22 protein-coding genes, 1 tRNA gene and 1 pseudogene are annotated in these 24,267 nt (G+C 38.1%); 22 read left to right on the top strand and 2 right to left on the bottom strand.

Annotation, left to right across the window (positions count from 1 at the left end):
• Nucleotides 1-6 precede the first annotated feature (6 nt).
• The 18 genes and pseudogenes from FKZ43_RS04835 to rodA all read left to right on the top strand — a co-directional run bounded on the left by FKZ43_RS04835 (nt 7) and on the right by rodA (nt 19,809).
• On the top strand, nt 7-4,806 hold the full coding sequence (locus tag FKZ43_RS04835; RefSeq protein ID WP_140944739.1) for a C25 family cysteine peptidase: 4,800 nt from the start codon (nt 7-9) through the stop codon (nt 4,804-4,806).
• A gap of 14 nt (nt 4,807-4,820) precedes the next feature.
• Complete coding sequence (locus FKZ43_RS04830) at nt 4,821-5,843, top strand: UPF0164 family protein (protein WP_140944738.1); 1,023 nt, start codon at nt 4,821-4,823, stop codon at nt 5,841-5,843.
• Nucleotides 5,840-6,553 (top strand): fibronectin type III domain-containing protein, encoded by a 714-nt coding sequence (locus FKZ43_RS04825; protein ID WP_140944737.1) that lies wholly within the window; start codon nt 5,840-5,842, stop codon nt 6,551-6,553. Before FKZ43_RS04830 ends, FKZ43_RS04825 begins: the two co-directional genes overlap by 4 nt.
• A 24-nt stretch (nt 6,554-6,577) precedes the next feature.
• The gene (locus FKZ43_RS04820) at nt 6,578-7,072 is read left to right on the top strand and encodes an SLBB domain-containing protein (RefSeq protein ID WP_140944736.1); all 495 of its coding nucleotides are present in this window, start codon (nt 6,578-6,580) and stop codon (nt 7,070-7,072) included.
• Nucleotides 7,073-7,085: 13 nt separating this feature from the next.
• Complete coding sequence (locus FKZ43_RS04815) at nt 7,086-7,424, top strand: P-II family nitrogen regulator (protein ID WP_140944735.1); 339 nt, start codon at nt 7,086-7,088, stop codon at nt 7,422-7,424.
• Nucleotides 7,425-7,497: 73 nt separating this feature from the next.
• Nucleotides 7,498-8,318 (top strand): annotated as a pseudogene (locus FKZ43_RS04810) (ParA family protein).
• On the top strand, nt 8,287-9,207 hold the full coding sequence (locus FKZ43_RS04805) for a ParB/RepB/Spo0J family partition protein (protein ID WP_140944734.1): 921 nt from the start codon (nt 8,287-8,289) through the stop codon (nt 9,205-9,207). Before FKZ43_RS04810 ends, FKZ43_RS04805 begins: the two are co-directional and overlap by 32 nt.
• A 72-nt stretch (nt 9,208-9,279) precedes the next feature.
• Nucleotides 9,280-9,672 (top strand): RidA family protein, encoded by a 393-nt coding sequence (locus tag FKZ43_RS04800; RefSeq protein WP_140944733.1) that lies wholly within the window; start codon nt 9,280-9,282, stop codon nt 9,670-9,672.
• Nucleotides 9,669-10,145 (top strand): DUF5683 domain-containing protein, encoded by a 477-nt coding sequence (locus FKZ43_RS04795; protein WP_140944732.1) that lies wholly within the window; start codon nt 9,669-9,671, stop codon nt 10,143-10,145. Before FKZ43_RS04800 ends, FKZ43_RS04795 begins: the two co-directional genes overlap by 4 nt.
• A gap of 1 nt (nt 10,146) precedes the next feature.
• On the top strand, nt 10,147-10,968 hold the full coding sequence (locus FKZ43_RS04790) for an NHL repeat-containing protein (protein ID WP_140944731.1): 822 nt from the start codon (nt 10,147-10,149) through the stop codon (nt 10,966-10,968).
• On the top strand, nt 10,958-12,187 hold the full coding sequence (locus FKZ43_RS04785) for a glycosyltransferase (RefSeq protein ID WP_140944730.1): 1,230 nt from the start codon (nt 10,958-10,960) through the stop codon (nt 12,185-12,187). The genes FKZ43_RS04790 and FKZ43_RS04785 overlap by 11 nt, the downstream gene beginning before the upstream one ends.
• An 86-nt stretch (nt 12,188-12,273) precedes the next feature.
• Nucleotides 12,274-12,918 (top strand): phosphoribosylglycinamide formyltransferase, encoded by a 645-nt coding sequence (purN, locus tag FKZ43_RS04780; protein ID WP_235894689.1) that lies wholly within the window; start codon nt 12,274-12,276, stop codon nt 12,916-12,918.
• A complete protein-coding gene (purH, locus tag FKZ43_RS04775; protein WP_140944729.1) occupies nt 12,908-14,446 on the top strand; it encodes a bifunctional phosphoribosylaminoimidazolecarboxamide formyltransferase/IMP cyclohydrolase in 1,539 nt (512 codons plus the stop codon). Before purN ends, purH begins: the two co-directional genes overlap by 11 nt.
• 17 nt (nt 14,447-14,463) lie before the next feature.
• Nucleotides 14,464-15,489 carry a rod shape-determining protein gene (locus FKZ43_RS04770; protein ID WP_140944728.1) on the top strand — a complete coding sequence of 342 codons (1,026 nt, stop codon included), beginning with the start codon at nt 14,464-14,466 and terminating at the stop codon, nt 15,487-15,489.
• Nucleotides 15,489-16,325 (top strand): rod shape-determining protein MreC, encoded by an 837-nt coding sequence (mreC, locus tag FKZ43_RS04765; protein ID WP_140944727.1) that lies wholly within the window; start codon nt 15,489-15,491, stop codon nt 16,323-16,325. Before FKZ43_RS04770 ends, mreC begins: the two co-directional genes overlap by 1 nt.
• Nucleotides 16,326-16,337: 12 nt before the next feature.
• Nucleotides 16,338-16,820 (top strand): rod shape-determining protein MreD, encoded by a 483-nt coding sequence (mreD, locus tag FKZ43_RS04760; protein WP_140944726.1) that lies wholly within the window; start codon nt 16,338-16,340, stop codon nt 16,818-16,820.
• Entirely contained in the window at nt 16,817-18,601 is a 1,785-nt protein-coding gene (gene mrdA, locus FKZ43_RS04755) for a penicillin-binding protein 2 (protein ID WP_140944725.1), read from the top strand. The genes mreD and mrdA overlap by 4 nt, the downstream gene beginning before the upstream one ends.
• Nucleotides 18,586-19,809, top strand: a complete 1,224-nt coding sequence (rodA, locus tag FKZ43_RS04750; RefSeq protein WP_140944724.1) for a rod shape-determining protein RodA — start codon at nt 18,586-18,588, stop codon at nt 19,807-19,809. The genes mrdA and rodA overlap by 16 nt, the downstream gene beginning before the upstream one ends.
• Here rodA and ribD read toward each other — a convergent pair.
• Nucleotides 19,806-20,927, bottom strand: a complete 1,122-nt coding sequence (gene ribD / locus FKZ43_RS04745; protein WP_140944723.1) for a bifunctional diaminohydroxyphosphoribosylaminopyrimidine deaminase/5-amino-6-(5-phosphoribosylamino)uracil reductase RibD — start codon at nt 20,925-20,927, stop codon at nt 19,806-19,808. The two genes, rodA and ribD, sit on opposite strands and share 4 nt — an antisense overlap.
• A 5-nt stretch (nt 20,928-20,932) precedes the next feature.
• Entirely contained in the window at nt 20,933-21,322 is a 390-nt protein-coding gene (locus FKZ43_RS04740) for a hypothetical protein (protein ID WP_140944722.1), read from the bottom strand.
• A 102-nt stretch (nt 21,323-21,424) separates the two neighbouring features.
• Here FKZ43_RS04740 and FKZ43_RS04735 point away from each other — a divergent pair.
• The 4 genes from FKZ43_RS04735 to FKZ43_RS04720 all read left to right on the top strand — a co-directional run bounded on the left by FKZ43_RS04735 (nt 21,425) and on the right by FKZ43_RS04720 (nt 24,259).
• A tRNA-Leu gene (locus FKZ43_RS04735) sits at nt 21,425-21,509 on the top strand.
• A 92-nt stretch (nt 21,510-21,601) separates the two neighbouring features.
• The gene (gene tatC / locus FKZ43_RS04730; RefSeq protein ID WP_235894688.1) at nt 21,602-22,357 is read left to right on the top strand and encodes a twin-arginine translocase subunit TatC; all 756 of its coding nucleotides are present in this window, start codon (nt 21,602-21,604) and stop codon (nt 22,355-22,357) included.
• Between the two features lie 18 nt (nt 22,358-22,375).
• Nucleotides 22,376-23,347, top strand: a complete 972-nt coding sequence (locus FKZ43_RS04725; protein WP_140944721.1) for a polyprenyl synthetase family protein — start codon at nt 22,376-22,378, stop codon at nt 23,345-23,347.
• A gap of 27 nt (nt 23,348-23,374) precedes the next feature.
• On the top strand, nt 23,375-24,259 hold the full coding sequence (locus tag FKZ43_RS04720; protein WP_140944720.1) for a DUF6588 family protein: 885 nt from the start codon (nt 23,375-23,377) through the stop codon (nt 24,257-24,259).
• The last annotated feature ends 8 nt before the right edge of the window (nt 24,260-24,267 follow it).

The raw sequence follows: 24,267 nt of genomic DNA, 5'->3' as shown, positions 1-24,267 counted from the left end.
CGCAAGATGAGATATTTTGCTGTCCTCCTTTTACTTATCTCTGTTGCACGGGGTCAGGAATTCAATATAATTGATCATGGCTATACAAAAGAAATTGAAGTTAACATTGAGCAACCTTATATAAGAGAGATTGAAATCAATAACGAGAAATTTTCAATTATTGGGTTAAAAAATTTAGAATCGGTCGGTTTGCTCCCCAATTTCCTACCGTATTTGAACTTTCTTCTCGTTTCATCCCCAAATTCAAAAGTTGATTTACTTAACTTTGAATTTGATGAAGTTGAACTCACATACCCATTGCTAAGTTTAAAAGAGAAATCGTTTCCAGACGGTATTGAACTTGATGATGTTTTCAACCTTGAAGATAAAATTTACGATTTCGTTTATCTTGGTAAGATGAGAGGGGTTGATGTTTGCAATCTTATTTTATTTCCGATCAAGGTTGAGGGGCGAAAGTTAAAATATATTTCAAAAGCAAGGTTTAGCATATCAAGCCCTTATCTTTCAAAGCTTGATGAAGCGGTTATCTTTACAAGGCAAGATATAAATTTTTTAAGCCCAAGTTTAAATAAGCTTCAAGCGGGAGAAGAATTTGAATACAAAATTTTCATCCGCAAGGATGGGATTTATAAGATAACTTACGATGACTTGAAAAAAGCTGGGATAGACCTCAGGGGTGTTCAAGCATCAAGATTAAAAGTCAAAAACAATGGAGTTGAGATACCAATTTATGTTTATTCAGGTGGGGATGGCGTTTTTAATGAAGGCGATTATATTGAGTTTTATGCTGAGGCGAGAAAAAACAAATTTTCTGGTGGGAAATTTGACCTTTATAATGACCCGTTTACCGATGTAAACGTTTATTTTCTTGAGATTGGGGATTCACCCGGATTAAGATATGCTGAAGAGTCGGGGACGAGATATTTTGATAATTATATTGACCTTCGTGGTGCATCCTATTACTATGAGGTTCATCTTGAAAAAGATTATGTGTTTGAAAGATTAAAATATGCTGATACCGATTTGACTTATGATGCAAGAGATCATTGGTTTTGGGTTGAGCTTAGCTCAAACGAGCAAGCCGAGTTAAGTGTTTACCTCCCAAAGCCGGATCCTCTGAGCTTGGATGAGATTAAGATAAAATCCGCATTTCATGGTGTAACTTCAACTCCCGGGCATATGGCGAATGTTTTCATAAATAATAAGAGAATTTTAGCGACGAGTTGGAATGGTCAGAATATACACATTGCCTCGTCGGAGAACTTAGGTTATTCTGTGCCGAACAGCGCTTTAAAAGATGGGATAAATAAAATCACTGTCTTCAACGCAAACGATGGAAGGGTTGAGAACGCAATTTTTGCCGTCAATTGGTTTGATTTAACTTACAGGCGACTTTATCAAGCGGATAAGGATGAGATAAGATTTAAAATACCCCCAGAATATAATGTTGGTTATTTCAGGTTTGAAATTTCAGGTTTTAAGAATCCCAATATAAGTGTTTATAGATTAGGCGTTTCAAAAATTTCAAATGTTGAAGTTCTCAAAGCGAAGGATGAGAAGATAGGCGAAAATTATCATGCGATTTTTTATGTGAATGTCTTGTCTCCGGATGTTGAATTCATAGCTGTAAGTGAAAGTGCGAAGTTAAAGCCAGATAGCATAGCAAGGGATTTAAAAACAAATCTTAAAAGTTCAGCCAACACATTTGATTATTTGATAATAACTCACCCTCTTTTATATGACAAGCGCAGGGATGTCAATGACCCAACGCATCCGTTAAATCAACTTAAAAGTTTGTACGAGTCAAAGGGTTTGAGCGTTAAAATTGTGAGTGTTGATGATATTTATGATGAGTTTAACTTTGGCGTGAAAAGTCCGTATGCGATCAAAGATTTTTTGCAGTTTGCTTATAATTCTTGGGTTAGGAAACCAATCTATGTCCTTTTAGTTGGCGGGGCTGTATATAGTAATCGGAACCATCCAGAACTTGACCTTATTCCAACGATGTTTTATCAATCATATATTTACGGTGCAACATCAGCTGATGCTTGGTTTACCTTCATTGACGGTGAGGATTATCTTGGTGATGTTCTCCTCGGTAGGTTACCTGTAAGAAATAGGGATGAGATGAAAAATGCAATTGAAAAGATAATCTCTTATCATAATCAGAAGCCACAAAAATGGCATAGAAATGTTCTAATGATAGCAGGTGAGGGCAGGGACTTTGAGTCGCAAACCGATTATATTGTGAAAGATGTCCTTCCAAAGTTTTTAAATATAAACCGTCTCTATGTAATCCCTGGCTCCCCTTTCTCTGGAGGGACATCAAAATTATTAAATTACTTCAACGATGGGCAGTTATTTATAAACTTTGTCGGTCACGGTGGCGGAGCGATTTGGGCTGATAATGGGCTTTTGAAAAATGAGGATATTCCAAAACTTGGGAATAAGGATAAATATCCGTTTGTGACAAGTATGACATGCTTTTCGGGGGCTTTTGATTATCCTCAGAGAACAGCTCTTGGTGTAAATCTTGTTGTTGAGAAAGATAAAGGGGCTATCGGGGTTCTTGCATCAAGCGGGCTTGGGTGGCTTTTGAACGATTACTTCATGCTTTTAAGCATTATTCCTTATCTTTTTGACCCTGAAAAAAGCATCGGTGAGATTATAGCCATCGGCAAGGCGAAATATTATTCAAGCTATTTCTTCTGGCCACAAGCGAAGACAATGGTTTATCAATATAATTACATCGGTGATCCAGCCGTTAAACTTCCAGTTCCAAGACAAAGAGCAAAAATTGAAATTGAAAGGAAGGTAATTTCGCTAAATGATATGCTTAAAGTCAAAATTTCATCACAAATTCAAAATGGGAATGCGATAATTTCATTTGCCGATGATGAACATATTTCAAGATATGAGTTTGAGAAAACGTTTCAATCAGGGAGTTTTAATTTTGAGATAAAGCCACCTATTAATTCAGGATTTGTTAAGGTCTTCATTTACGATGATAAAAATATTGAGTCATGGTTTGATGTTTTTAAGACAAGTGGTTCTTTTATTGGTGATTATACTGTTTTTCCAAGCGAGCCGAGGGTTGGGGATAGTTTATCTTTTTCAGGCAGGATTGAACTTGAAGGTGGTGAGGTGCCAGATTCGGTTAAATTTATCATCTTGAAGTATAAAAGTAAATATGGAAGGTTTGATCAGCTTTTTGGTCGCGACACGCTTTTGTGTTTTCCTTTTAAGCCAAATTTTTATCAAACCGCTGTAAAAATAAGGGCTGATGCCGGGGTCAAATATATAACTCAAATGATCGCATACACAAATGGTAGAACAATAGCTGGAGAGATAAAGGAATTTATAGTTGGTGGATTGCCAGACCCTTCGCTTTTGCCTATGGAGTTAAACAACTTGCAAAGCTCAATTTATATGAAAAGCCAAAATATAAAGTTCAAGGTTGATTCAACCGTTAAGCTAACCACAAGGGTTTTTAACCTCTCGGATATTCCAGCAAATGATTTTAAAATCAAATTTTACGACAGGTTTAGAGATGAAAATTATGTTATCGCTCAGTCAAAATTTTCAGTTGCCCCGTTATCTTACACTGATGTTGAGGTTGAGTTACAAAAACAGATGTCAATTGGCTCTCACAGAATTTTCGCTGTAATAGAAAGTGACTCAACTTCTGGGGATGATTTTGATTATTCAAACAATGTAGCATATAATGAACTCCTTTATAATTTTGTTAAGTTCAATTCCGATTCTGTTTCAATTTCAGAAAACCTATCATTGAAGAGAAATGATCCCTTTGTTTATGTTGTCGGTTTTGAGTATCCGATTTCAACATTTAAATTCTCGTCTTCTCAGGGTTATCTTCACCAATTGCGAGCATCAGGCGAGTCGGGAGTTTTCCTTGCAAAATATGAACCTTTCAATAACAGCATCGTTGAAATTTTTGTGAAACTTGACACTTCTGATCAAACGGTGAATCAAAACAAAGATAAAATACGACTTTATTATTTTGATGAGAAAATTAGAAAGTTCAGGGTTAAAGAGAGTAGGTTTGATGGTCAATACTTAAATGGCAAGCTTGATGAACCTGGATTTTATACGATTGGATACTCAAACGATTCAAGGGGTCCAAGAGTTGAAGTAACAGTTGAGGGGCAAAGTTTTCGTGACGGTGCTTATGTATCAGCAAATCCCGTTTTCAGCATACTGATTGAAGACGATGAGGGGGTTGATTTGTCTGAGGGTTCGTTTAAATTTAAAATTGATGGAAAAGATTTGAAACATAACGATATAACTATACCGGACACGGTGACGAATCCAAAAAATTTATTTGTAAAAGTGAGTCCGAAGTTGACGGATGGTGAGCATACCGCAAGTTTTTCTGCTCGTGATATCAACGGCAATTGGTCCGATGAGGTCAAGATTTCATTTAAGGTTTCTTCAAATTTTGAGGTTAAAATTTTCGGCAACTTTCCAAATCCATTTTCTGACAGGACATTTTTCGCTTATGAGATCCTCGGCTCGCAAGTTGAAGAAGTTGAGTTTAAAATTTACACCGTCGCGGGCAGGTTAATACAAAGTTTTAAATTTCCCTCTTCAATTCCAAGTGAAGTTTACGGTTTTCAAGTTGGTGGCACGGGTGTTCCAACTTCAATTGGTTATCACGAGATTTGGTGGGATGGGACTGATAGAGACGGGAACGAAGTTGCCAATGGTGTTTATTTTTATAAGTTTTCTGTAAAAAGGGATGGAAAAACTCAAAGTTACACTGGGAAAATCGCAAGGATAAGATAGATTTGAAGAGAAAGATGAGAAACTTAAATTTTCTTTTTTTGCTTTTGTTATTTTCGTTTTCATTCGCTGATAATTCAAAGTATGCTGGAGAATTTTTGAGGATTCCAATTGGTGCTAGGGCTTTGGGCATGGGTGGGGCTTTCATAGCAGTAGCTGATGACGGTTCGTCATTTTATTATAATCCGGCTGGGGTTGCGATCTCCGGAAGCGGACTTCTTTCTTTTATGTATTCATCGCAATTTGGTGCTTTGACCTCGCCTTTGGCTTCATTTTTTCATTTGGGTTATATACATGAAATTCATAATGTTGGAATCGCGATTAATTGGGTCAGATTGAGCATTGATGATATACCGCTTACGCCTGATTACACAAGGTATGAGACTGCACTTGAAAGGGAGGAGCTTGTGAAAAGTTATACTGGTGGGGATTTCTTCAGCGATGTTGAAGATGCCTTTTATATTTCTTTTGCAAAAGAGTTTAAGTTTGATGTGAATTTCGGCTGGTCAAGATATAAAATGCCCGTTTCATTTCCTGTGGGTATAAATTTCAAACTGATAAATCAAAACATCGGGGTTGAGAAGGCAACTGGGATTGGCTTTGATATCGGATTTATGATTAAATTTAGCATGGACGATTTCTTGCAGAGGGAGAGAGTTGGTGATGTTTCAATTTCGCTTGCTTTAAAAGATGTCGGAAAGACGAGGATTTCTTGGAGCACGCGAAGAGAACACTTTATTGAACCAACCCTTATGTTTGGGCTTGCTTATTCATTGCCTGTCAATTTCCTATCAGGTAGGATAACATTTGCATATGGAAGTCAAAATTCTTATCTTACTGACAAAATGTACGGGATTGAATACGGATATAAAAATTTGTTATTTGTGCGGGTTGGAAAAAATGTTAAAAATTTAAGCTTCGGTGCGGGGATGAAGATTGATTTTTTGGTGGTTGATTATGCTTTTCTCTCGCACGAGCTTGGAGCGGTTCACAGGATGAGCGGTTCAATTTCAATTGATAAAATTTTGAAGAGGTTATGAAATTTAACTTGAAAATACTTCTTTTCGCTTTGATTTTAATTTCTTCCTGTAGTCCGAATCGTGAAAGTTTACCAGCCCCTGAAAGACCCGAGATTGTGCCGGTTCCAGATCCATTGTCTGAAAGTGATATTGGAAGCGGTGCAATCCCAGAAGTTGATGGGATAAAAATTTTATGGAAGAAGGTTTTAAACGCCACGGGGTATAAAATATATCGTGGCGAGGTCAAAGCTGATAAAGTTGAGTTCAATTTTTATTATGATGTCAGGATACAAACGGGGACAGCCGACACATTTTTTATTGATAGAAATGTTGAGTTTCGTAAGCGATATTTTTATTTCGTAAGAGCGTATAATCGCGATAATGTTGAAAGTCAACCATCGGATACAATTTCTTTTGAGCTTTATCTCAAACCGAGGTTGATTTCCCCGGGAAATAATTCGCAAGTTAGCCCTGACACTTTGATTTTTAGATGGGACGATCCAAATGGTGGCGGGGATTTTGTGATAAGGGTTAAAAATGCACAAAGTGATAGCGTGATATGGATTTCAAGTTTTAGGAGTTTTTCTGATTTTTCAGTTAAATTCAATTACGATTCCAAAGCTAAGGGAAATCTCATCCCGGGGCTACAGTACAAGTGGCGTGTTGATAGAGTTCAATTTGGACAAAGTGCCGGGTCAAAGTCAAATTGGGGAGTGTTTTATGTCAAATAAAAATAGAGGAGGTGCTATAAATTTATGTTGAAGAAGGCGATTATCCTTTTGCTCTCTTTCGCGTCAATTTCATTTGCTCAATTGTTTGAAAGTGGGACAAGAATTGTAACAGGTGGTGGTTCAAGCGCTTATTATTTTGTTGGAAAGACGGGAGAATTGACAATCACGGTTAACCTTTGGGGATTCGTTAGAAATCCAGGACGGTATGAAGTTCCAAGTTCAACAGACCTTGTTCAGCTCATCTCATATGGCGGAGGACCTTTAAAAGAAGCAAAGTTAAAGGATGTCAAGATAATACGCAGTGTTAGAGAGGACACAACGATCGTTGAAAAAGTGATAAAGGTAAATGTTGAGAAAATTATAGAAGATGGGGAACCAAGCCCGATTCTTTTGCCTGGTGATACCGTAGTTGTTCCAGGTGGTTCAATTGATGTGATTAAGGATATACTTGCGATTTTGAGGGACATTGGGCTTGCAGCTGGTGGGATTGCAGCGATAATAAATGTTTTGAGAAGATAAAGAGATTTTAGATATGAAGAAGATAGAGGCGATAATAAGACCTTTTAAGCTTGACGAGGTCAAAGAGGCGCTTACTGAGATAGGTGTTAAGGGTATGACCATAACCGAAGTCAAGGGCTATGGCAGGCAAAAAGGTCACACGGAGCTTTATCGCGGTGCCGAATATAAAGTTGATTTCTTGCCCAAGATAAAAATTGAGGTCGTTGCACCTGACCATATGGTAGATAAAATTGTCAATGCGATAATAAAATCGGCAAGGACGGGACAAGTCGGCGATGGTAAGATATTCATTTATCCTGTTGAAGAAGTGATAAGGGTTAGAACAGAGGAAACCGGAGAGGATGCGATTTAGGGCTTGAAACTTTTGTTTTAAATTGTTAGATTAAAGTTGATTTTAACGCTGTAAAAGTAAAGTGTGAATTCCCATGGGTAAGGTTATTGCTATTGCTAATCAGAAGGGAGGCGTTGGGAAGACGACAACAGCTGTTAATTTAGCGACTTATCTTGCAACTTTGGAGAGGCTAACTCTTTTAATTGACATTGATCCGCAGTCAAACGCGACAAGTTCCTTGGGAGTTGAACCAGAATATGAAAAAACGATTTATGAAGTTTTACTTGGCAAAATTAGACCCGAGGACGCTATAGTTACTTTTTCAGACCCTTATTTAAAGTATCTTGAGCTTATACCTTCAAAAATTGAGTTGGTTGGAAGTGAATATGAATTAATTGAGTTTCAGGGAAGGGAAAGAATCCTTGCAAAAGCGATTGAAAGATTGAAAAACAAGTATGATTACATCTTAATAGATTGTCCTCCATCGCTTGGGCTTTTAACTTTGAACGCCTTAACGGCAGCTGATTCCGTTTTGATCCCCGTTCAGTGCGAGTTCCTACCACTTGAAGGACTGGGGCAATTGCTTAACACAATAAAGATCATCAAAGAAGGTTGAATCCGAAACTTGACATTGAGGGTGTTCTTTTAACGATGTATGATGGTAGATTGAGGTTGTCAAATGAAGTTGCAGAAGAAATAGAGAGATATTTCAAAGACAGAGTTTTTGAGGCGAGGATACCAAGGAATGTGAAGTTGAGCGAAGCCCCAAGTCACGGCAAGCCAATACTTTTATATGACGCTAAATCCCCTGGGGCAATTGCCTACGCTAAGGTTGCTGAAGAGTTGATACAGCGGAATGAAAAAGTAAACAAATCAAACAGATATGAGCAGGCAACGATTGGGGAGAGGACTTGATGCTCTTATACCGAAAGTAGCGACGAAAGAGATAAGCATTGACTCAAAAGAAATTCGCTTTGATGATGGTCAATCTGTCGGTGTGATAGCTAAAATTGAACTCTCAAAGATAAAACCAAACCCATATCAACCAAGAGAAACTTTTGATAGAACCGCGCTTGAGGAGTTAAAGCAGTCAATAATTGAAAAAGGCGTCATTCAACCCATCACCGTAAGGAGATTACCCGGGGGGATGTATGAGCTTATATCTGGTGAGAGAAGAGTGAGGGCTTCAACTGAAGCAGGTCTTACACATATCCCAGCATATATAATTGAAGTTGAATCAGAAAAAGAACTTCTTGAGCTATCACTTATTGAAAACATCCAACGCGAGAAATTAAATCCTATAGAAATAGCAAAAGCTTATCAGAGGTTAATTGAAGAGCTTGGATATACCCAAGAAGAGATAGCGAAAAAAATTGGCAAAGATAGGACTACGGTTGCAAATTTCATAAGGTTGCTAAAGCTTCCCGAACAAATTCAAGAAAGTTTAAAACGCGGTGAAATAACGATGGGACATGCAAGGGCTTTGATAAATTTACCAAGTAGAAAACTTCAGGTTGAGATATGGAGTAAAATTGTAAAACAGGGTTGGTCTGTCAGGAAAGTTGAAAAAATTGTGCGCGACCTTTCAAAGGGGAAGATCATTGAAGAAAAATCATCAAAAAAGAAAAGTAACCAAGCTGGATTTAGGGATATTGAATCAAAGTTGAAAAGAATTTTTGGAACCCAAGTTAAAATCAAACAAATGAGCAGTGGCAGAGGAGAGATTGTCATTGAGTTTTATTCTGACGATGAGTTTGAGAGGTTGCTTGAACTTTTTGAACTAATAGAAAAAAATTCAAAGTGATTTTTTATGCGTGTCGTTTTTTTATTGCTGTTTTCAATTATTTTTTTCCTGTCAACAATTTCCGGAGGGAAAATGGAAAAGAGGATTATTTACACTGAAAAAGCACCAAAACCAATTGGTCCATATAGCCAGGCGGTTATCGCTGGAAATTTAATTTTCACGGCTGGGCAAATCCCAATTGACCCCACGACAAATCAAGTCGTGCAAGGTGATATAAAAGAACAAACAAGGCGCGTGCTTGAAAATTTGAGAGCAATCCTTGAAGCAGTGGGATCAACATTTGATGATGTTGTAAAAGTGACGATTTATATGAAGGATTTGAACGAGTTTTCAGCTATGAACGAGGTTTATTCAGAATACTTTAAGAATTCACCCCCAGCTAGGACAACTGTTGAAGTTTCGCGTCTCCCAAGAGATGTCAAGATAGAAATTGATTTAATAGCGATTGTTAAACAAGGGAAATGAAAAAGGAAATTCTAATTTTTCTCTTTCTCGTCTTTTCAATTTCACTTTCTCAAACTGACACTTCAAAGACAGCCAAAAAAGCCGAGCTGAAATCTCCAACCAAAGCGATGTTGATGAGTGCCGTTTTGCCAGGACTTGGGCAATTTTACAATAAATCCTACTGGAAAGTCCCAATCATTTACGGGCTTGCTGGATATTTTGTCTATGAATTTAAACAGAATGACAGGAACTACAGATATTACCGCGAGCTCTATATCAGAAGCATTGAAATCTCGGGCGGTGATTATAGATACAAACGTTTAAGGGACTTTTACAGGGACCAGCGTGACCTTTTCGGCATTTATCTTGCTTTGCTTTATCTTGCCAATATAGTTGATGCTTATGTTGACGCGCACCTTTACAATTTTGATGTTGGTGAAAATTTGTCAATTCAAATTTTCCCCGGTAAAATAAAATTACATTACAGATTTTAAAATGTTTTGGCTTCTTTTTGTCCCTTTGATTGAAGTGCAAGTTGAGTTTCTCTTTAAATTTGGTGAGTTTTCAAATCCGCATGGCATTTCAATAAGTCCTACTGGTGAAGTTTATGTTGCCGACACTGGAAATAACTCAATTAAAAAATTTTCAAGCGCGGGGAAATTACTTGCGCATGTGACTGGCTACGGTTGGGGCGAGCTTGAATTTGATCAGCCATATGATGTTGACGCAAAAAGAGGAGTTGCGATTTATGTTGCGGATTACAACAATCATAGGATTCAGAGATTTGACAAAAATTTGAATTTCATCGCTACTTTTAAAGGTAATGCCGACGATGGGAAATTTTTCGCTTTCCCGAGAAGCGTCGCCGTCTCAAAATTTGATGAATTGTTTTTAATTGATGCTGAAAATGTCAGATGCGTAAAAATTAACAAGCTTAATCAAGTTGTAAAGGTCTTCGGAGGAATTGAAGCTGGTCAAGGTAGGTTGATAAATCCGATCCAAATTTCAATATCACCACAAAATTTAATAGTGGTTCTTGATGAGAATGATGTCTTGATTTATGATTATTACGGGAATTTTTTAAAACGATTTGGCTTGGGTCTATTTAATAAACCAACAGGCGTTTTCGCGGATTCGCTTATCTTCGTTGCTGATGGTAAAGATGTTTTTATGTTTGACTATGATGGAAAGAAAATCGCTAAAATTTCTTTTGGTGAAACGGTTAGGGATATTGCTTATCAAAATTCGTTGATTTATTGTTTGACAGATAAAGAGGTTCTCGTTTATAAATTAATTTTCAAAAGCGATGGGAATTGACTTTATCATCCTACCTTATAACGACTTTCTGAAGGGGGAAAACCTTGGGTTCAGGGATAGGGATTTGCATTTGATTTTGGAGATAATTAAAGATGAGAGGGTCAGAAGGGTTGTAATTGTGGAAAGACCGAGGTCAATTTTGACGCTTTTTAAATTTAGGAAATTGAGCATAAGTGGTGCTTGGAAGGTCTTTGATAATTTAAAAAGATTGAATGAAAAGGTTTATCTCTTTGAGTATTTCAATTTTGGAGTAAGGCAAATTTTTGAAAAGCATTTATGGTTTGATAAAGTTTATGGGAGTAAGGGTTTCATTGATAAATTTTTAACGGCTCTTGGATATCTTGGAATTTCCGATTTTGCTTTGTTATCTTTCAATCCATTCGCTCAAAAACTCGTTGATTCGTTAGACCCAAGGTTTTTCTTCTTTGACGCCATTGATAATCTCTGTTTACATCCATCGTTGAAAAACCTTTATGACTATCTGTGCGATGTTTATTTTGATATTTCAAACAAGGCGAAGTTGATATTTTGTGTGAATGAGAATGTGAAGAAATTTTTTGAGGAGAGATTCCCACCGTCAAAAAATAAGGTAATCGTAATTCATAACGGTGTTTGTGAAATGAATTTCTGTGCCAAGAGTCCAGATGACCTGCGGGGTATTAAGAGACCGATGATTGGTTATGTTGGGGTCATCTCAAAGAGGATTGATTTCGGACTTGTTGAATATCTTGCTCAAAATAGAAGCAATTATAGTTTCGTCTTTGTTGGTCCATTTTATGGCGATGTCAGGGGATGGGTGAAGCGATTGAGTAGATTGAAAAATGTTTTTTTTCTTGGTGAGAGACATTATGATGAAATTCCCAATTATGTTTCTTCTTTTGATGTTTGCGTCGTTCCACATATAGTTGATGAGTTTACACTCTCAAATGACCCTATGAAGGTGTATGAATACATTTACGCTGGGAAACCGGTTGTTTCAACCGGGATTTATATAAGCCGTGAATTGTTGGATTTCGTTTTCGTTGCGAGGGAGCGAGAAGAATTTCTGAGATATTTGGACGAGGCGGTGAGGGTTTCAAGAGATGATAGTTTCATTTTAAGGCAAAGGGCGGGGATAAAGGAGTGGATGTTTTGGAGCAAGAGAGCAAAGCTTATGCTTGATAAAATTTTGGCAGCAATTCAACCCAGGGGGATTGAAAGTGGTGAATCCACAAGTTAGAAAGACAACGAACCTTACGATTTTTAAATCCTACTTTTAGCCTCCATTTGATAATTTGTCATGCAAGTATTAAATTTAAGCAGAAAATGAAAGCGTTAATCATCAGTATGAATATCGCTGTTTTTGCCTCTGGACGTGGTTCAAATCTTATGGCAATCCTTAAAGCCATTGAAGAAGGAAGGTTAAAGGCAAGGGTTGTTGTTGTGATAAGTAATAACTCAAGCTCTGGTGCCCTTGAGATAGCCCGTTCAAAAGGGATAGATGCGCTTCACATCAGCAGGAGCCAGTTTTCAAGTGATAGGGAGTATGTGGATAAAATTTTAAGCGAACTTAGGAAGAGAAATGTTGAACTCGTAGTTCTTGCAGGTTATATGAAAAAAATTCCGGCTGAAGTGGTGAGCGAATACAGAAACAGGATATTGAACATTCATCCGGCGTTGCTTCCATCTTTCGGCGGACAAGGAATGTATGGGATTAATGTTCATAAGGCGGTGATTGAATCAGGGGTTAAGATAACCGGTGTGACGGTCCATATCGTTGATGAGGAATATGACCACGGTCCGATAGTTTTACAAAAGGCGGTTGAAGTTAAAGACGATGATACACCCGAGACGCTTGCGGAGAGGGTTTTAAAAGTTGAACATGAGGTTTATCCCGAAGCTATAAGGTTGTTCGTTGAGGGAAAAGTGAATGTTTTCGGAAGAAAGGTGATCATAAAAAATGAAAATTAAAAGAGCACTCATCAGTGTCTCAGATAAAACTGGGATAGTTGATTTCGCAAAGGAACTCCAAAACCTTGGCATAGAAATAATATCAACGGGTGGAACATATAATTATCTTGCCCAAAATGGGGTTAATGCTTTAAAGATTGAAGATGTGACTGGTTTTCCTGAATTACTCAACGGCAGGGTTAAAACACTTCATCCGAAAATACTTGCCGGGATTCTTGCTGTAAGAGACAATCCCGAACATATTCAGCAGTTAAATAAGTTTGGTATTTTACCCATTGACCTTGTTGTTGTCAATCTTTATCCTTTTTCAAGTTTTATTTCTGAAGGCGATGTTAAGTTTGAAGATGCTATTGAACAAATTGACATCGGTGGAGTAACGCTTCTTCGTGCGAGCGCAAAGAACTACAAGTATGTAGCTGGCGTTGTGAATCCAAAAAGATATGGGGAGATAATTTCAGAGCTTAAATCAAATGGTTGCGAACTTTCAGAAAGGACGCGTCTTTCACTAGCGATTGAAATATTTCAGCACACATCAGATTATGATGCGAGGATTGCAAACTTTTTGTTTTCGCAATTAACCGAGGATGTATTGCCAAGCGTTTTTCATTTAAATCTTGTTAAGATTAAAAATTTGCGTTATGGGGAAAATCCGCATCAGAGAGGAGCTATTTATGGCGATTTCTTCAATTATTTTGAACAACTTCACGGTAAGGAACTCTCATACAACAACATACTTGACATAAGTTCGGCAACGGAACTTGTCCTTGAATTTGACAAGCCAGCTTGTGCGATAGTTAAGCATACGAATCCTTGCGGTGTTGGAGTTGATGATAAATCAATACTTGAGGCTTTCAAAAAGGCGTTTGCAACCGATACAATTTCTCCATTTGGTGGGATAATTGCTTTTAATAGACCGCTTGATCTTAAGACGGCGATTGAAATTGACGGTATTTTCAGCGAAGTTATAATTGCCCCGGATTTCCCCTCTGATGTGTTAAATTTTCTATCCCACAAGAAAAATAGAAGGTTGATAAGGTACAAGGGTGTTGATATAAAAAAATTTGATTTTGACTTCAAGAAAGTCATAGGGGGTGTTCTTGTTCAAGAAGTTGACAATGTTGACCTTGAGCCGATGAATTTGAAGGTCGTCACGAGAAGGAAACCAACGGTTGATGAGATGGAGGCGTTGATTTTTGCGTGGAAGGTCGTAAAGCATGTTAAATCAAACGCTATAGTTTATGCTCGCAGAGATAGAACGCTTGGGATTGGGGCTGGACAGATGTCACGCCTTGATGCATCGCGAATCGCAGTAATGAAGGCAAAAGAGATGGGGCACGATTTGAGAGGTAGCGTAGTTGCCTCTGATGCTTTCTTCCCCTTTCCAGACGCTTTGATTGAAGCTATAAAAGCAGGTGCAACAGCTGTAATTCAACCCGGTGGCTCAATCAGGGATGAAGAGGTGATAAAAATAGCGGATGAATATAACATCGCAATGGTTTTCACTGGAATAAGACATTTCAAACACTAAAAAATTTAGAAAGGGAAATGGGACTTTTCAATTTATTTACAGCTGATATAGCAATTGACCTTGGAACCGCAAACACTTTGATATGGATGAAGGGAAAGGGCATTGTATTAAATGAGCCATCAATTGTAACTTATGACAGAAGTACAAGGAGAATCGTCGCCATAGGGCATGAAGCAAAGGAAATGCTCGGAAGGACTCATAAGGACCTACAAACAATAAGACCACTTAAAGATGGCGTGATAGCTGATTTTGAGATGGCGGAGGGGATGTTAAGGGAATTCATAAAGAAAATTCATGTGAATTGGTTTCCGAGTAGACGTGTCGTTATAAGTGTTCCAAGTGGTGTGACCGAGGTTGAGAAAAGGGCGGTTCGTGACTCTGCTGAACACGCTGGTGCAAAAGAAGTTCATTTAATCCCTGAACCGATGGCTGCTGCAATTGGGATAGGAATTGATGTGACTGAACCATATGGAAATATGATAATTGATATCGGCGGTGGGACGACCGAAATAGCCGTTATAGCTCTTTCGGGGATTGTAACGCAAGAGTCAATACGCATAGCTGGTGACGAGATGACCAATGCAATAATTCAGCTTTTCAAGAAGTCGTATAATGTCTTGATCGGTGAGAGGACAGCTGAGGATATAAAGTGTGAAGTTGGTTCAGCGATGCCTCTTGAAGAAGAGGTTACAATTCAAGTCAAAGGACGAGACCTTGTAACTGGGATACCGAAGATCGTTGAAGTTAGTTCTGTTGAGATTCGTGAGGCGTTGAACGAACCAATAATTGCCATAATTGATGCGATAAAACTCGCACTTGAAAGAACTCCCCCTGAACTTGCAGCTGACATACTTGATCGTGGCATAATGTTAACTGGTGGCGGCTCGCTTTTGAAAGGACTTGATGAGAGGATAAGAATGGAAACGGGGCTTCCGGTTCATGTGGCTGAAGACCCCTTAACCGCCGTAGTCAGAGGCGCTGGTAAAGTCCTTGAAAACCTTGAAGCTTATTCAAAGGTTCTCATTAAAAGTCAAAGATATTGATGTTGAGAATTTTAACTCAAATAACCGGGCATCTTAAGGAATATCTTATCCTCTCAATTCTTGTTGCGATATCAATTGTCCTTCTTTTCAGCTCAAAATCACCGAAGTCCCATCTCGTTAGTAAAGTTGCGCTTGAAATTGTCGGATTTACGAAATCAATCACTGATATAATACCGAACTTTTACAACTTGCAGGCGGAGAATAAGGAACTGAAGAAAATTAATATGATGTTGCTTGCACAATTAAATCAACTTCAAGAGGAAAAGCTTGAAAATATACGCCTGCGGGAATTGCTTCGTTTTAAAGAGAGAAACAGCGATTATGAACTTGTCTCAGCTGATGTTGTTGGGAAGTCGCTTATTAATTTGAGAAATTATATCATTCTAAATGTTGGATCAGGCGATGGGGTTGAGGTTAATATGCCCATCGTTTGCGAATCCGGTGTTATCGGTAAGATTATACGAGTTGGTAAAAATTATTCTGTTGGGATGATTTTATTCCATAAGGACTTCAGAGCAAGCGTTAAAATTCAAAGAAGTAGAGTTGATGGCATAATTGCTTGGGAAGGCGGTGAATATCTCTCAATGCTTAATGTCCCTAAGACGATGGATGTTGAACCCGGGGATGTCGTCATAACTTCTGAATATAGCACGATTTTCCCCCCAGGGATGGAGATAGGAGTGGTTGTTGAAACAGATAATTCTGCAAAAGGGCTTTTCAAAGTCATAAAAGTTAAACCATCGGTTGACTTTACAAAACTTGAAGAGGTGTTTGTTGTAAAATATAAATCCGACCCCGAAAAGGAAAAGTTTGAGGAAATGTTTTACGGAAAATAAAGTTCTTATTTGATGCTCTATATAAGATACTTAATCACCGGATTGATCATATTGCTTTTGAGCATTGCGGTTGTTCCTTTGATGTCAATCAGCCAGATTACGCCTGATTTGATGCTTATATTTGTCGTTTATGTTGCTTTGAAAAATGGGCAAATTGCCGGAAGCATTGCTGGATTCATCTCTGGCTTACTTTTGGATTACACAGTTGATTTCACGCCTGGGCTTTCTGCTCTTTCAAAAACGATATGTGGCTTTATAGCTGGTTTTTTCTATGATGAGGCAAAAATTGATGTCAATACTGGGACATTTCGCTTTCCGCAAATCGTTTTTTTATGCTCTGTTGTGAATAATGCAGTTTATTTTTCGGTTGATATACTTGGTCGTGAATTTGAAACAAGTGAAATTATTAAGATACTTATCGGTGGGGCGATTTATACGACGATTTTATCCCTTGTTCCAATTTTTGCAACATCAAGGAGGTCACATATTTTATGAGTGAAAATTTCAGGTTGAAATTTCTTAAAATTTTAATTTCGCTTATTTTCTTTTCCTTTATGCTCAGATTATATGAGCTTCAGTTGTATCGCGATGCTGAATACAAAAAGCAGGCGCAAACGAATAGCATAAAAGCACTTCAGCACGATCCAATTAGAGGATTGATACTTGATAGGAATGGCAAGATAATAGTTGACAACGCTCCAGCTTATACGGTTATCATAACACCTTATGAGTTTGATATGAAAAATCTTGAGCTTCTTGCCAGGATTTTGAAGGTTGATAAAAATTACATAGTTGATAAAATCAAAAGCGCTCCCTCACCTTTTGCCCAGGTTAGAATTCGCCGCGATGCCCCGATTAGTGCTATAGCTTATATTGAAGAACATCGCGATGAATTAAAGGGTGTTGATTACTTAATTGAACATAAGAGAAATTATAGAGAACCAACCGTTGCTTCACATATACTTGGGTATGTTAAAGAGATCACTCCAGATATGCTTTCGGTATATAAGGGTCTCTATAAGTCAGGGGATCAAATAGGTCATTCTGGACTTGAAAAAAGTTATGAGTTGATAATAAAGGGGGAAAAAGGTTATAGTTTTGTTATGGTTGATGCTTTTGGTAGATTCGTTGGTAGATATAACGATGGGAGGAGCGATATACCGCCTTCGGAGGGTTCTGATCTTATTTTGACAATTGATCTAGAATTGCAATCTTTTATTGAAGGTCTCTTTGAAGGAAAGTCGGGTTCGGCTGTTGTGATTGATCCGAGAAATGGTGAAATTCTCGCTATGGTCAGCAAACCAAATTATGACCTTTCTTCGCTCAGTGGTTATACTCCACCTGAATTTTGGAATTCACTTAACAATGACCCGCGCAAGCCACTTTTGAACAGAGCTATCACTGGTTTGTATTCCCCAGGTTCAACTTTTAAAATGATTCTTGCGATCACTGCTCTTGAAACAGGGGCGGTTGATTTAAATTGGAAAGTTTATTGTCCCGGTTACTTCGTCTATGGGAATAAGGTTTTCAAATGTCATACAAGCCGCGGTCATGGTTGGGTTAATTTGACAGAGGCGATTGAGGTGTCTTGTAATGTTTACTTCTATAATTTGATGTTGAGAGTGAATTTTGATGAGTGGTCAAAATATGGCTCGCTTTTTGGATTCGGTAAGAAAACAGGTGTTGATTTGTTAGAAGAGGTTTCAGGGATTTTGCCATCAACGGATTATTTCAATCGTGTTTATGGAGTGAATAAATGGACCAAGGGTTATTTGATAAGTTTAGCGATAGGTCAAGGAGAGATAAGCGCAACGCCTCTTCAAATGGCATGCTATGCCATGGCTTTAGCCAATTATGGAAATTATCATCAGCCACATCTCGTCAAAAAAGTCGTGAATAAAAGAACTGGCAAAGTTGAAGAGGTATCATATTATACTCGTCAAATCCCCGTTTCAAAACAAGCTTTTGACATAGTCCGTGAGGCGATGTATCTTGTCGTCAATGGCTCTAACGGTACGGGGAAGTCAGCGCGGGTTGAAGGCGTAAATGTTGCGGGTAAGACGGGAACGGCGCAAAATCCACACGGAAATGACCACGCTTGGTTTATAGGTTTCGCCCCGTATGAAAACCCAGAAATTGCTTTTGCTATCATAGTTGAAAACGCTGGGTTTGGTGGCGCAGTTGCTGCACCAATAGCAAGGGAAATAGTTAAAAAGTACTTTGAACTTAAAAATCAAAGAGCAGAGTTTAAACTTGTGAAATGGAAAGAGGAATAGCCGATAAAATTGACTTTAAAATTTTGATCCCTTTTTTAGGGCTTGTATTGATAAGTTTGCTTTCGGTTTATAGCGCAACCAATTTACCGGGGCAGTATTCAATTTTTGTTAAACATGTGCTTTGGATTTTCAGCGGTTTGCTTGTTGCTTTGTTTTTCTATTTTTTCCCAGTTCAAAAGTTGATCCGACTGTCGGTTTGGCTTTATATTTTGTCTACCATTTTCCTTGTCATAGTTTTATTTATCGGTAAGAAAACATCTGGTTCAGAGTCCTGGATACAGATCGGGAGGTTTCAGTTTCAACCGTCGGAATTTGCTAAGTTTACAACTATTTTAATCTTGGCTTATTTTCTTTCAAGAAGAAATGTTGAGCCAGACAGAATTATAACTTTGATCGTTTCAGCTGTTTTAACATTAATTCCTATTTTTCTTGTAATTTTACAACCTGACCTTGGAACTGCTATTGTTTTCGGGGGAATTTTCATTGGGATGCTTTTTTGGGCTGGTGTTCCGGTGTTTTGGCTTCTTTTAATCGTGGCGCCGATGATAGTGATTCTGGCATCTTTTTTAAGTGTGAAGATTTTTATAATCACTCTGATTTTGACTACGCTTGTTTTTATTCTGATGAGGAGGTCTTTGATTTTGACTTTTTTGGTCATCGCCCTTAATCTTATGGTTGGGTTGACAAGCGAACATATTTATCATAAAGTTTTAAAACCGCATCAACAAAAACGCATTGCGACTTTTCTCAATCCATCAAGTGACCCTCTCGGTGCGGGATATAATGTCATACAATCAAAAATAGCTATTGGTTCAGGTGGGCTAACTGGTAAAGGTTTTTTAAAGGGGACGCAGACACAGTTGAGGTTTGTCCCAGCGCAGTGGACGGATTTTATATTTTGTGTTCCAGCGGAAGAATTCGGATTCATCGGTTCGGCTATAATTTTGATCCTTTATTTTATTCTGTTATGGCGAATTTTAAACCTCGCATCAATTTTAAAGCAAAGGTTTGCAAGTTTAGTCGCGATTGGAATTTTCTCAACTTGGACTTTCCATGTTGTTGTGAACATAGGTATGACGCTTGGTCTTTCGCCAGTGATTGGGATTTGGTTACCATTTTTAAGTTATGGCGGTTCAGCGATGTGGATGAATATGGCGATGGTTGGCTTGCTTTTGAATTTTTACGCAAATAGAAGGGAACTGTTTTAATCAGTCCGTAGATAGCCAGTTATTAGAACATCATCTCCGAAATTTTGTATTGATATATCTTTCAAAGTGATGATTTCCTTTATTGATTTTATTCCGATGTCACCTATGCTTTGTATCCCTTTGCCGAGAATTTTAGGAGCTATGAATACATAAACTTTGTCGGCGAGTTTTCGTTTTAAAAATTCGGTGAAAATTTTACCGCCACCTTCAACCAAAACCGAGGCAATCTCAAGTTGCGCAAGTTTTTCCAAAACCTCTTTCAAGTCAAGTTTTTTCCTTGATGATTTAACAGGAATAACTTTTATCCCAAGCGAATCAAGTTTTTCAATTTTTTCCTTCTTTTCCCTGAAAGACTCAGCCGAAGTGAAAACAATTGTCTTATCCTTGTTGCTGTCGGAAAAGATGTTAAGTTCTAAGGGTAAACTTAAAGTTGAATCAAGCACTATTCTATACGGGTTTCTTCCTTCAACGAGACGAACTGTCAAATTCGGGTTATCAAGTTTTGCGGTGCGACTACCGATTAAGACAGCATCGTATTCATGGCGAAGTTGATGGACATAGTGGAGTGATTGTTCATTGGTTATCCATTTTGAGTTTCCTTCAATGTCGGCAATTTTTGCGTCAATTGTCTGTGCGATTTTTAAACCGACGAATGGAATTCCTTGAGTTATATATTTGAAGAAAAATTCGTTTAGTTTCTTTGCGTCTTTTTCAAGGACTCCAACGGTGACCTCAATTCCTGCGTTTTTCAATTTCTCAATACCTTTGCCGTTGACAAGTGGATTTGGGTCAATTGTTGAGATGACAACTCTTTTTATTTTTGATTCAATTATCAGGTCAACACAAGGTGGTGTTTTGCCGTAGTGAACGCACGGTTCAAGGTTAACATAAAGGGTTGCGCCTTCAACGCTTTCTGTTGCGTTTTTAATTGCATTTACCTCCGCATGTGCTTCGCCATATTTTTCGTGATAGCCCTCTCCGATTATCTTATTGTCCTTCACTATAACGCAACCGACCATTGGGTTCGGGCTAACATAACCCTTGCCTTTTAAAGCAAGCTGAAAACATCTTGCGATGTAAAATTCGTCTTTCTTTTCTATTCCAATTTTCGCCGGCATAGGTTTTACTTTACAACTCTTACTGTCTTTTCAATTTTTGATGTTCTTCCCACTGCAACTATTTTTAAAGAGTCGGATTTTGTTTTGCAAAGTAACTCAACGGATGTAGAACAAGGGGTCAAAACTTGTGGGACAATTATATCCTTACGAATCCTTGCAATCGGTGTGATCTCAATTTTACTTTCTGTTTCGTTTATCTCGTGTTTGAAGATTTGCCAACCTGGGGTTGGGAACGATCCATAGATTTTAACAGTGAATGTTTCACCGAATTTTACGCTGTCATCTACCACAATTGAGTTGACATAAATTTTTCCGTAGATGAATTCATCTTCTTGTCCAACGATTTTGCAACCCAAAGTTAAAATTAGCAACGAGATTAAAAGTTCGGGTTTCATTTTTTATTGATTTTTGTTTTCACGCTGTAAAAATTTGCAAAAATGGAATTTAAAAGCAAATTTTGAAATTTTTTTCACAAGCGATAAATTTAGTTGAATTTTGCCCGGGTGGCGGAACTGGGAGACGCGCTACATTCAGGGTGTAGTGGGCTTTAAGCCCGTGCGGGTTCGAATCCCGCCCCGGGCACAAATCATTCCGAAAAATGGGGGATTTTTTGATTTTAACTTTCTAAATAATTAACTTAATCAAAAAGTTTGCGAAGATAAACCAATTTTATTATGGCTGAGGCGAAAACGGAAAACACCGCACAAGTGTATGAGAAAGAAATGACATTTTGGGAGCACCTTGAAGAATTAAGATCAAGGATAATAAAATCACTTCTTGGAATTTTAATCGGGGTTATAATTTGTGCTTTCTTCAGCGATGAAATCGTCAACGGGATTTTAATCGTCCCAGCTAAAAAAGCTGGCTTTACACTCCAAAATCTCAAGCCATATGGACAGTTCATGCTTTATATGCAAGTCGTCGTCATATCAGGTATTGTTTTGAGTTTTCCCTTCACACTTTATCAAATTTGGAAATTCGTTGAGCCGGGGCTCCTTCCAAAGGAGAGAAAATATGTCTTGTGGATTGTCGCTTTTTCTTCATTTTGTTTTTTTGCTGGGCTTATCTTCGCTTACTTTGTCCTTTTGCCTATCTCATTAAAGTTTTTTGCCGAGTTTGGTAGCAGTGAGATAAAAAATATCATAGCAATAAATGAATACATAAGTTTCGTCATCGGGCTTATCCTTGCATCGGGAATAGTTTTTGAATTGCCAATGGTTTCTTTTTTCCTCGGACGTCTTGGAATTTTAACCCCAGCTTTTATGAGACATTATAGAAAACATGCGGTTGTCCTCATTTTGATAATCGCTGCTGTCCTGACCCCAGGTCCTGATATCGCAAGCCAAGCGGCACTTGCAATACCGCTTTATCTTCTATATGAACTGAGCATTTTCGTCGTTAAATTAACAGGTAAAAAGCCAAGTGTTTAAAACAAAAAAGGTGAAGTTGTGAATTTAAAGGAAATTATACAACCGATACAAAAGGAACTACTTGAATTTGAGAGAATTTTTAGGCGCACGATGTTTTCACAAGTGAAACTTTTAAATATAATTTCGCATTACATCCTCAGACAAAAAGGGAAAAGGATCAGACCAACTCTCGTTTTGCTTTCTGCAAAGCTTGTCGGTGAGATAAATGAAGCCACCTATCATGCTGCTACGCTTGCCGAGCTTCTTCACACCGCGACACTTATACATGACGATGTTGTTGACGAGTCAGATATGAGGCGTGGTTTCCCGTCAATAAATGCGATATGGGGAAATAAAGTTGCTGTCTTGATGGGCGATTTTTTCTTAGCGCAGGGGTTGTTGATTTCTCTAAGGCATAAGGAATATGACTTTCTTCATATAACAAGCAATGCTGTTAAAAGGATGAGTGAGGGGGAATTGCTTGAGATTCAAAGCTCAAGGTCAAATTTAATTGACGAGGAAGTTTATTTCAGGATAATATCGGATAAAACAGCATCTTTAATTTCCGCTTGTTGCGAGCTCGGCGCAGCAAGCGCAACCGATGATGAATTTGTCAGGGTAAAATTGAAAAATTACGGAGAAAATATAGGCGTTGCATTTCAGCTAAGAGATGACTTGCTTGATTACACAGGTGACAGTTCAATAACAGGAAAACCAGTTGGTGCAGATATAAAAGATGGAAAGATAACGCTACCATTAATCTACGCTTTGAAAAACTCGTCTCGTAAAGAAGCAAGGCGTGTGATTAAAATCATAAAAAATAATCTGACGAAGAAAGATATTTCTTATGTGATTGATTTCGTGAAAAGTTATGGTGGCATTGATTACACACTGAAAGTCGCGGAAGAATATCTTGACAGAGCGAAGGGATTTATATTTGATTTTCCGGATTCCCCAGCACGGGGATCACTTTTAAAACTTGCAGATTTCGTTCTTGAAAGAGTGAGCTAATTTAAAAACCAAAAAACGGAGGGAAAAATGAGGCAAGCAATTCGGTTAGTAGGTATATTTTTAATTTTTTCTTCTTTTGTTTTCGCTCAGGTTGACGAAAATCTCACAAGCTTTCCCCAATCCGCTGCAAAAGGTTATATCCAACCACTTGTTGATGTGATGGGGGCTAATTTAAACTCCGGGCTTTATCATACCGCTTCAATGAGCAAACTTTTCGGATTTTATGTCGGCGTTAAAGCAATGGGTGTTTTCGTCCCATCATCAATGAAGACATTTACTGCTGAACTTGGCTCTGATTATGATCCTTCAACGGTTAATACCGCTACAGTTTTAGGTGATAAAAATGCCGGGGCAAAGACAAAATATAAAAACATCCAGGATGTTAACTTGCCAGGTGGCGTTGGGTTGGAAGTTGTTCCGCTTGCCGTTCCACAAGTTGCTTTTTCAACTATGAACTCTGAACTTCTCGTAAGATTTGTCCCGTCTATAAAAATTGACGATGACATTGGAAGTGTAAATCTTTTGGGGATTGGTCTGGGACACAGTATAAGTCAATATATACCGATGTTCCCAATAAATGTCGCCATCCAAGGCGTTTATCAGCAGTTGAAAGTTGGATCATATCTTAAGGCAACAGCTTTAAATGTGAATGTTCACGCAAGCAAGAGCTTTATATTTTTTACGCTTTATGGCGGTGTTGGGTATGAATCTTTCTCAGCAGATATAAACTACACCTACGAGCCACCTCTCCCAGGAGCTCAAAAGCAAAATTTGAGTTTTTCACTCAAGGGGAAGAATAATTTCAGAGCGACAGCTGGATTTAAGCTTGGTCTTGCGATTTTTGATTTAAATGTTGATTATTCGGTTGGAAATGTCAATGTTCTTTCGGCTGGTTTTGGTTTTTCGTTTTAAAATATAAT

This window comes from Candidatus Thermokryptus mobilis, assembly GCF_900070205.1.
GTDB classification, from domain to species: domain Bacteria; phylum Bacteroidota; class Ignavibacteria; order Kryptoniales; family Kryptoniaceae; genus Kryptonium; species Kryptonium mobile.
This window is presented reverse-complemented; position numbering and strand designations above follow the sequence as displayed.

Bases quoted from the DNA above. Each gene is read 5' to 3' on its own strand.
- FKZ43_RS04835 (WP_140944739.1), top strand. From the start codon at position 7: ATGAGATATTTTGCTGTCCTCCTTTTACTTATCTCTGTTGCACGGGGT.
- FKZ43_RS04830 (WP_140944738.1), top strand. From the start codon at position 4,821: ATGAGAAACTTAAATTTTCTTTTTTTGCTTTTGTTATTTTCGTTTTCA.
- FKZ43_RS04825 (WP_140944737.1), top strand. From the start codon at position 5,840: ATGAAATTTAACTTGAAAATACTTCTTTTCGCTTTGATTTTAATTTCT.
- FKZ43_RS04820 (WP_140944736.1), top strand. From the start codon at position 6,578: ATGTTGAAGAAGGCGATTATCCTTTTGCTCTCTTTCGCGTCAATTTCA.
- FKZ43_RS04815 (WP_140944735.1), top strand. From the start codon at position 7,086: ATGAAGAAGATAGAGGCGATAATAAGACCTTTTAAGCTTGACGAGGTC.
- FKZ43_RS04805 (WP_140944734.1), top strand. From the start codon at position 8,287: ATGAGCAGGCAACGATTGGGGAGAGGACTTGATGCTCTTATACCGAAA.
- FKZ43_RS04800 (WP_140944733.1), top strand. From the start codon at position 9,280: ATGGAAAAGAGGATTATTTACACTGAAAAAGCACCAAAACCAATTGGT.
- FKZ43_RS04795 (WP_140944732.1), top strand. From the start codon at position 9,669: ATGAAAAAGGAAATTCTAATTTTTCTCTTTCTCGTCTTTTCAATTTCA.
- FKZ43_RS04790 (WP_140944731.1), top strand. From the start codon at position 10,147: ATGTTTTGGCTTCTTTTTGTCCCTTTGATTGAAGTGCAAGTTGAGTTT.
- FKZ43_RS04785 (WP_140944730.1), top strand. From the start codon at position 10,958: ATGGGAATTGACTTTATCATCCTACCTTATAACGACTTTCTGAAGGGG.
- purN (WP_235894689.1), top strand. From the start codon at position 12,274: ATGAAAGCGTTAATCATCAGTATGAATATCGCTGTTTTTGCCTCTGGA.
- purH (WP_140944729.1), top strand. From the start codon at position 12,908: ATGAAAATTAAAAGAGCACTCATCAGTGTCTCAGATAAAACTGGGATA.
- FKZ43_RS04770 (WP_140944728.1), top strand. From the start codon at position 14,464: ATGGGACTTTTCAATTTATTTACAGCTGATATAGCAATTGACCTTGGA.
- mreC (WP_140944727.1), top strand. From the start codon at position 15,489: ATGTTGAGAATTTTAACTCAAATAACCGGGCATCTTAAGGAATATCTT.
- mreD (WP_140944726.1), top strand. From the start codon at position 16,338: ATGCTCTATATAAGATACTTAATCACCGGATTGATCATATTGCTTTTG.
- mrdA (WP_140944725.1), top strand. From the start codon at position 16,817: ATGAGTGAAAATTTCAGGTTGAAATTTCTTAAAATTTTAATTTCGCTT.
- rodA (WP_140944724.1), top strand. From the start codon at position 18,586: ATGGAAAGAGGAATAGCCGATAAAATTGACTTTAAAATTTTGATCCCT.
- ribD (WP_140944723.1), bottom strand. From the start codon at position 20,927: ATGCCGGCGAAAATTGGAATAGAAAAGAAAGACGAATTTTACATCGCA.
- FKZ43_RS04740 (WP_140944722.1), bottom strand. From the start codon at position 21,322: ATGAAACCCGAACTTTTAATCTCGTTGCTAATTTTAACTTTGGGTTGC.
- tatC (WP_235894688.1), top strand. From the start codon at position 21,602: ATGGCTGAGGCGAAAACGGAAAACACCGCACAAGTGTATGAGAAAGAA.
- FKZ43_RS04720 (WP_140944720.1), top strand. From the start codon at position 23,375: ATGAGGCAAGCAATTCGGTTAGTAGGTATATTTTTAATTTTTTCTTCT.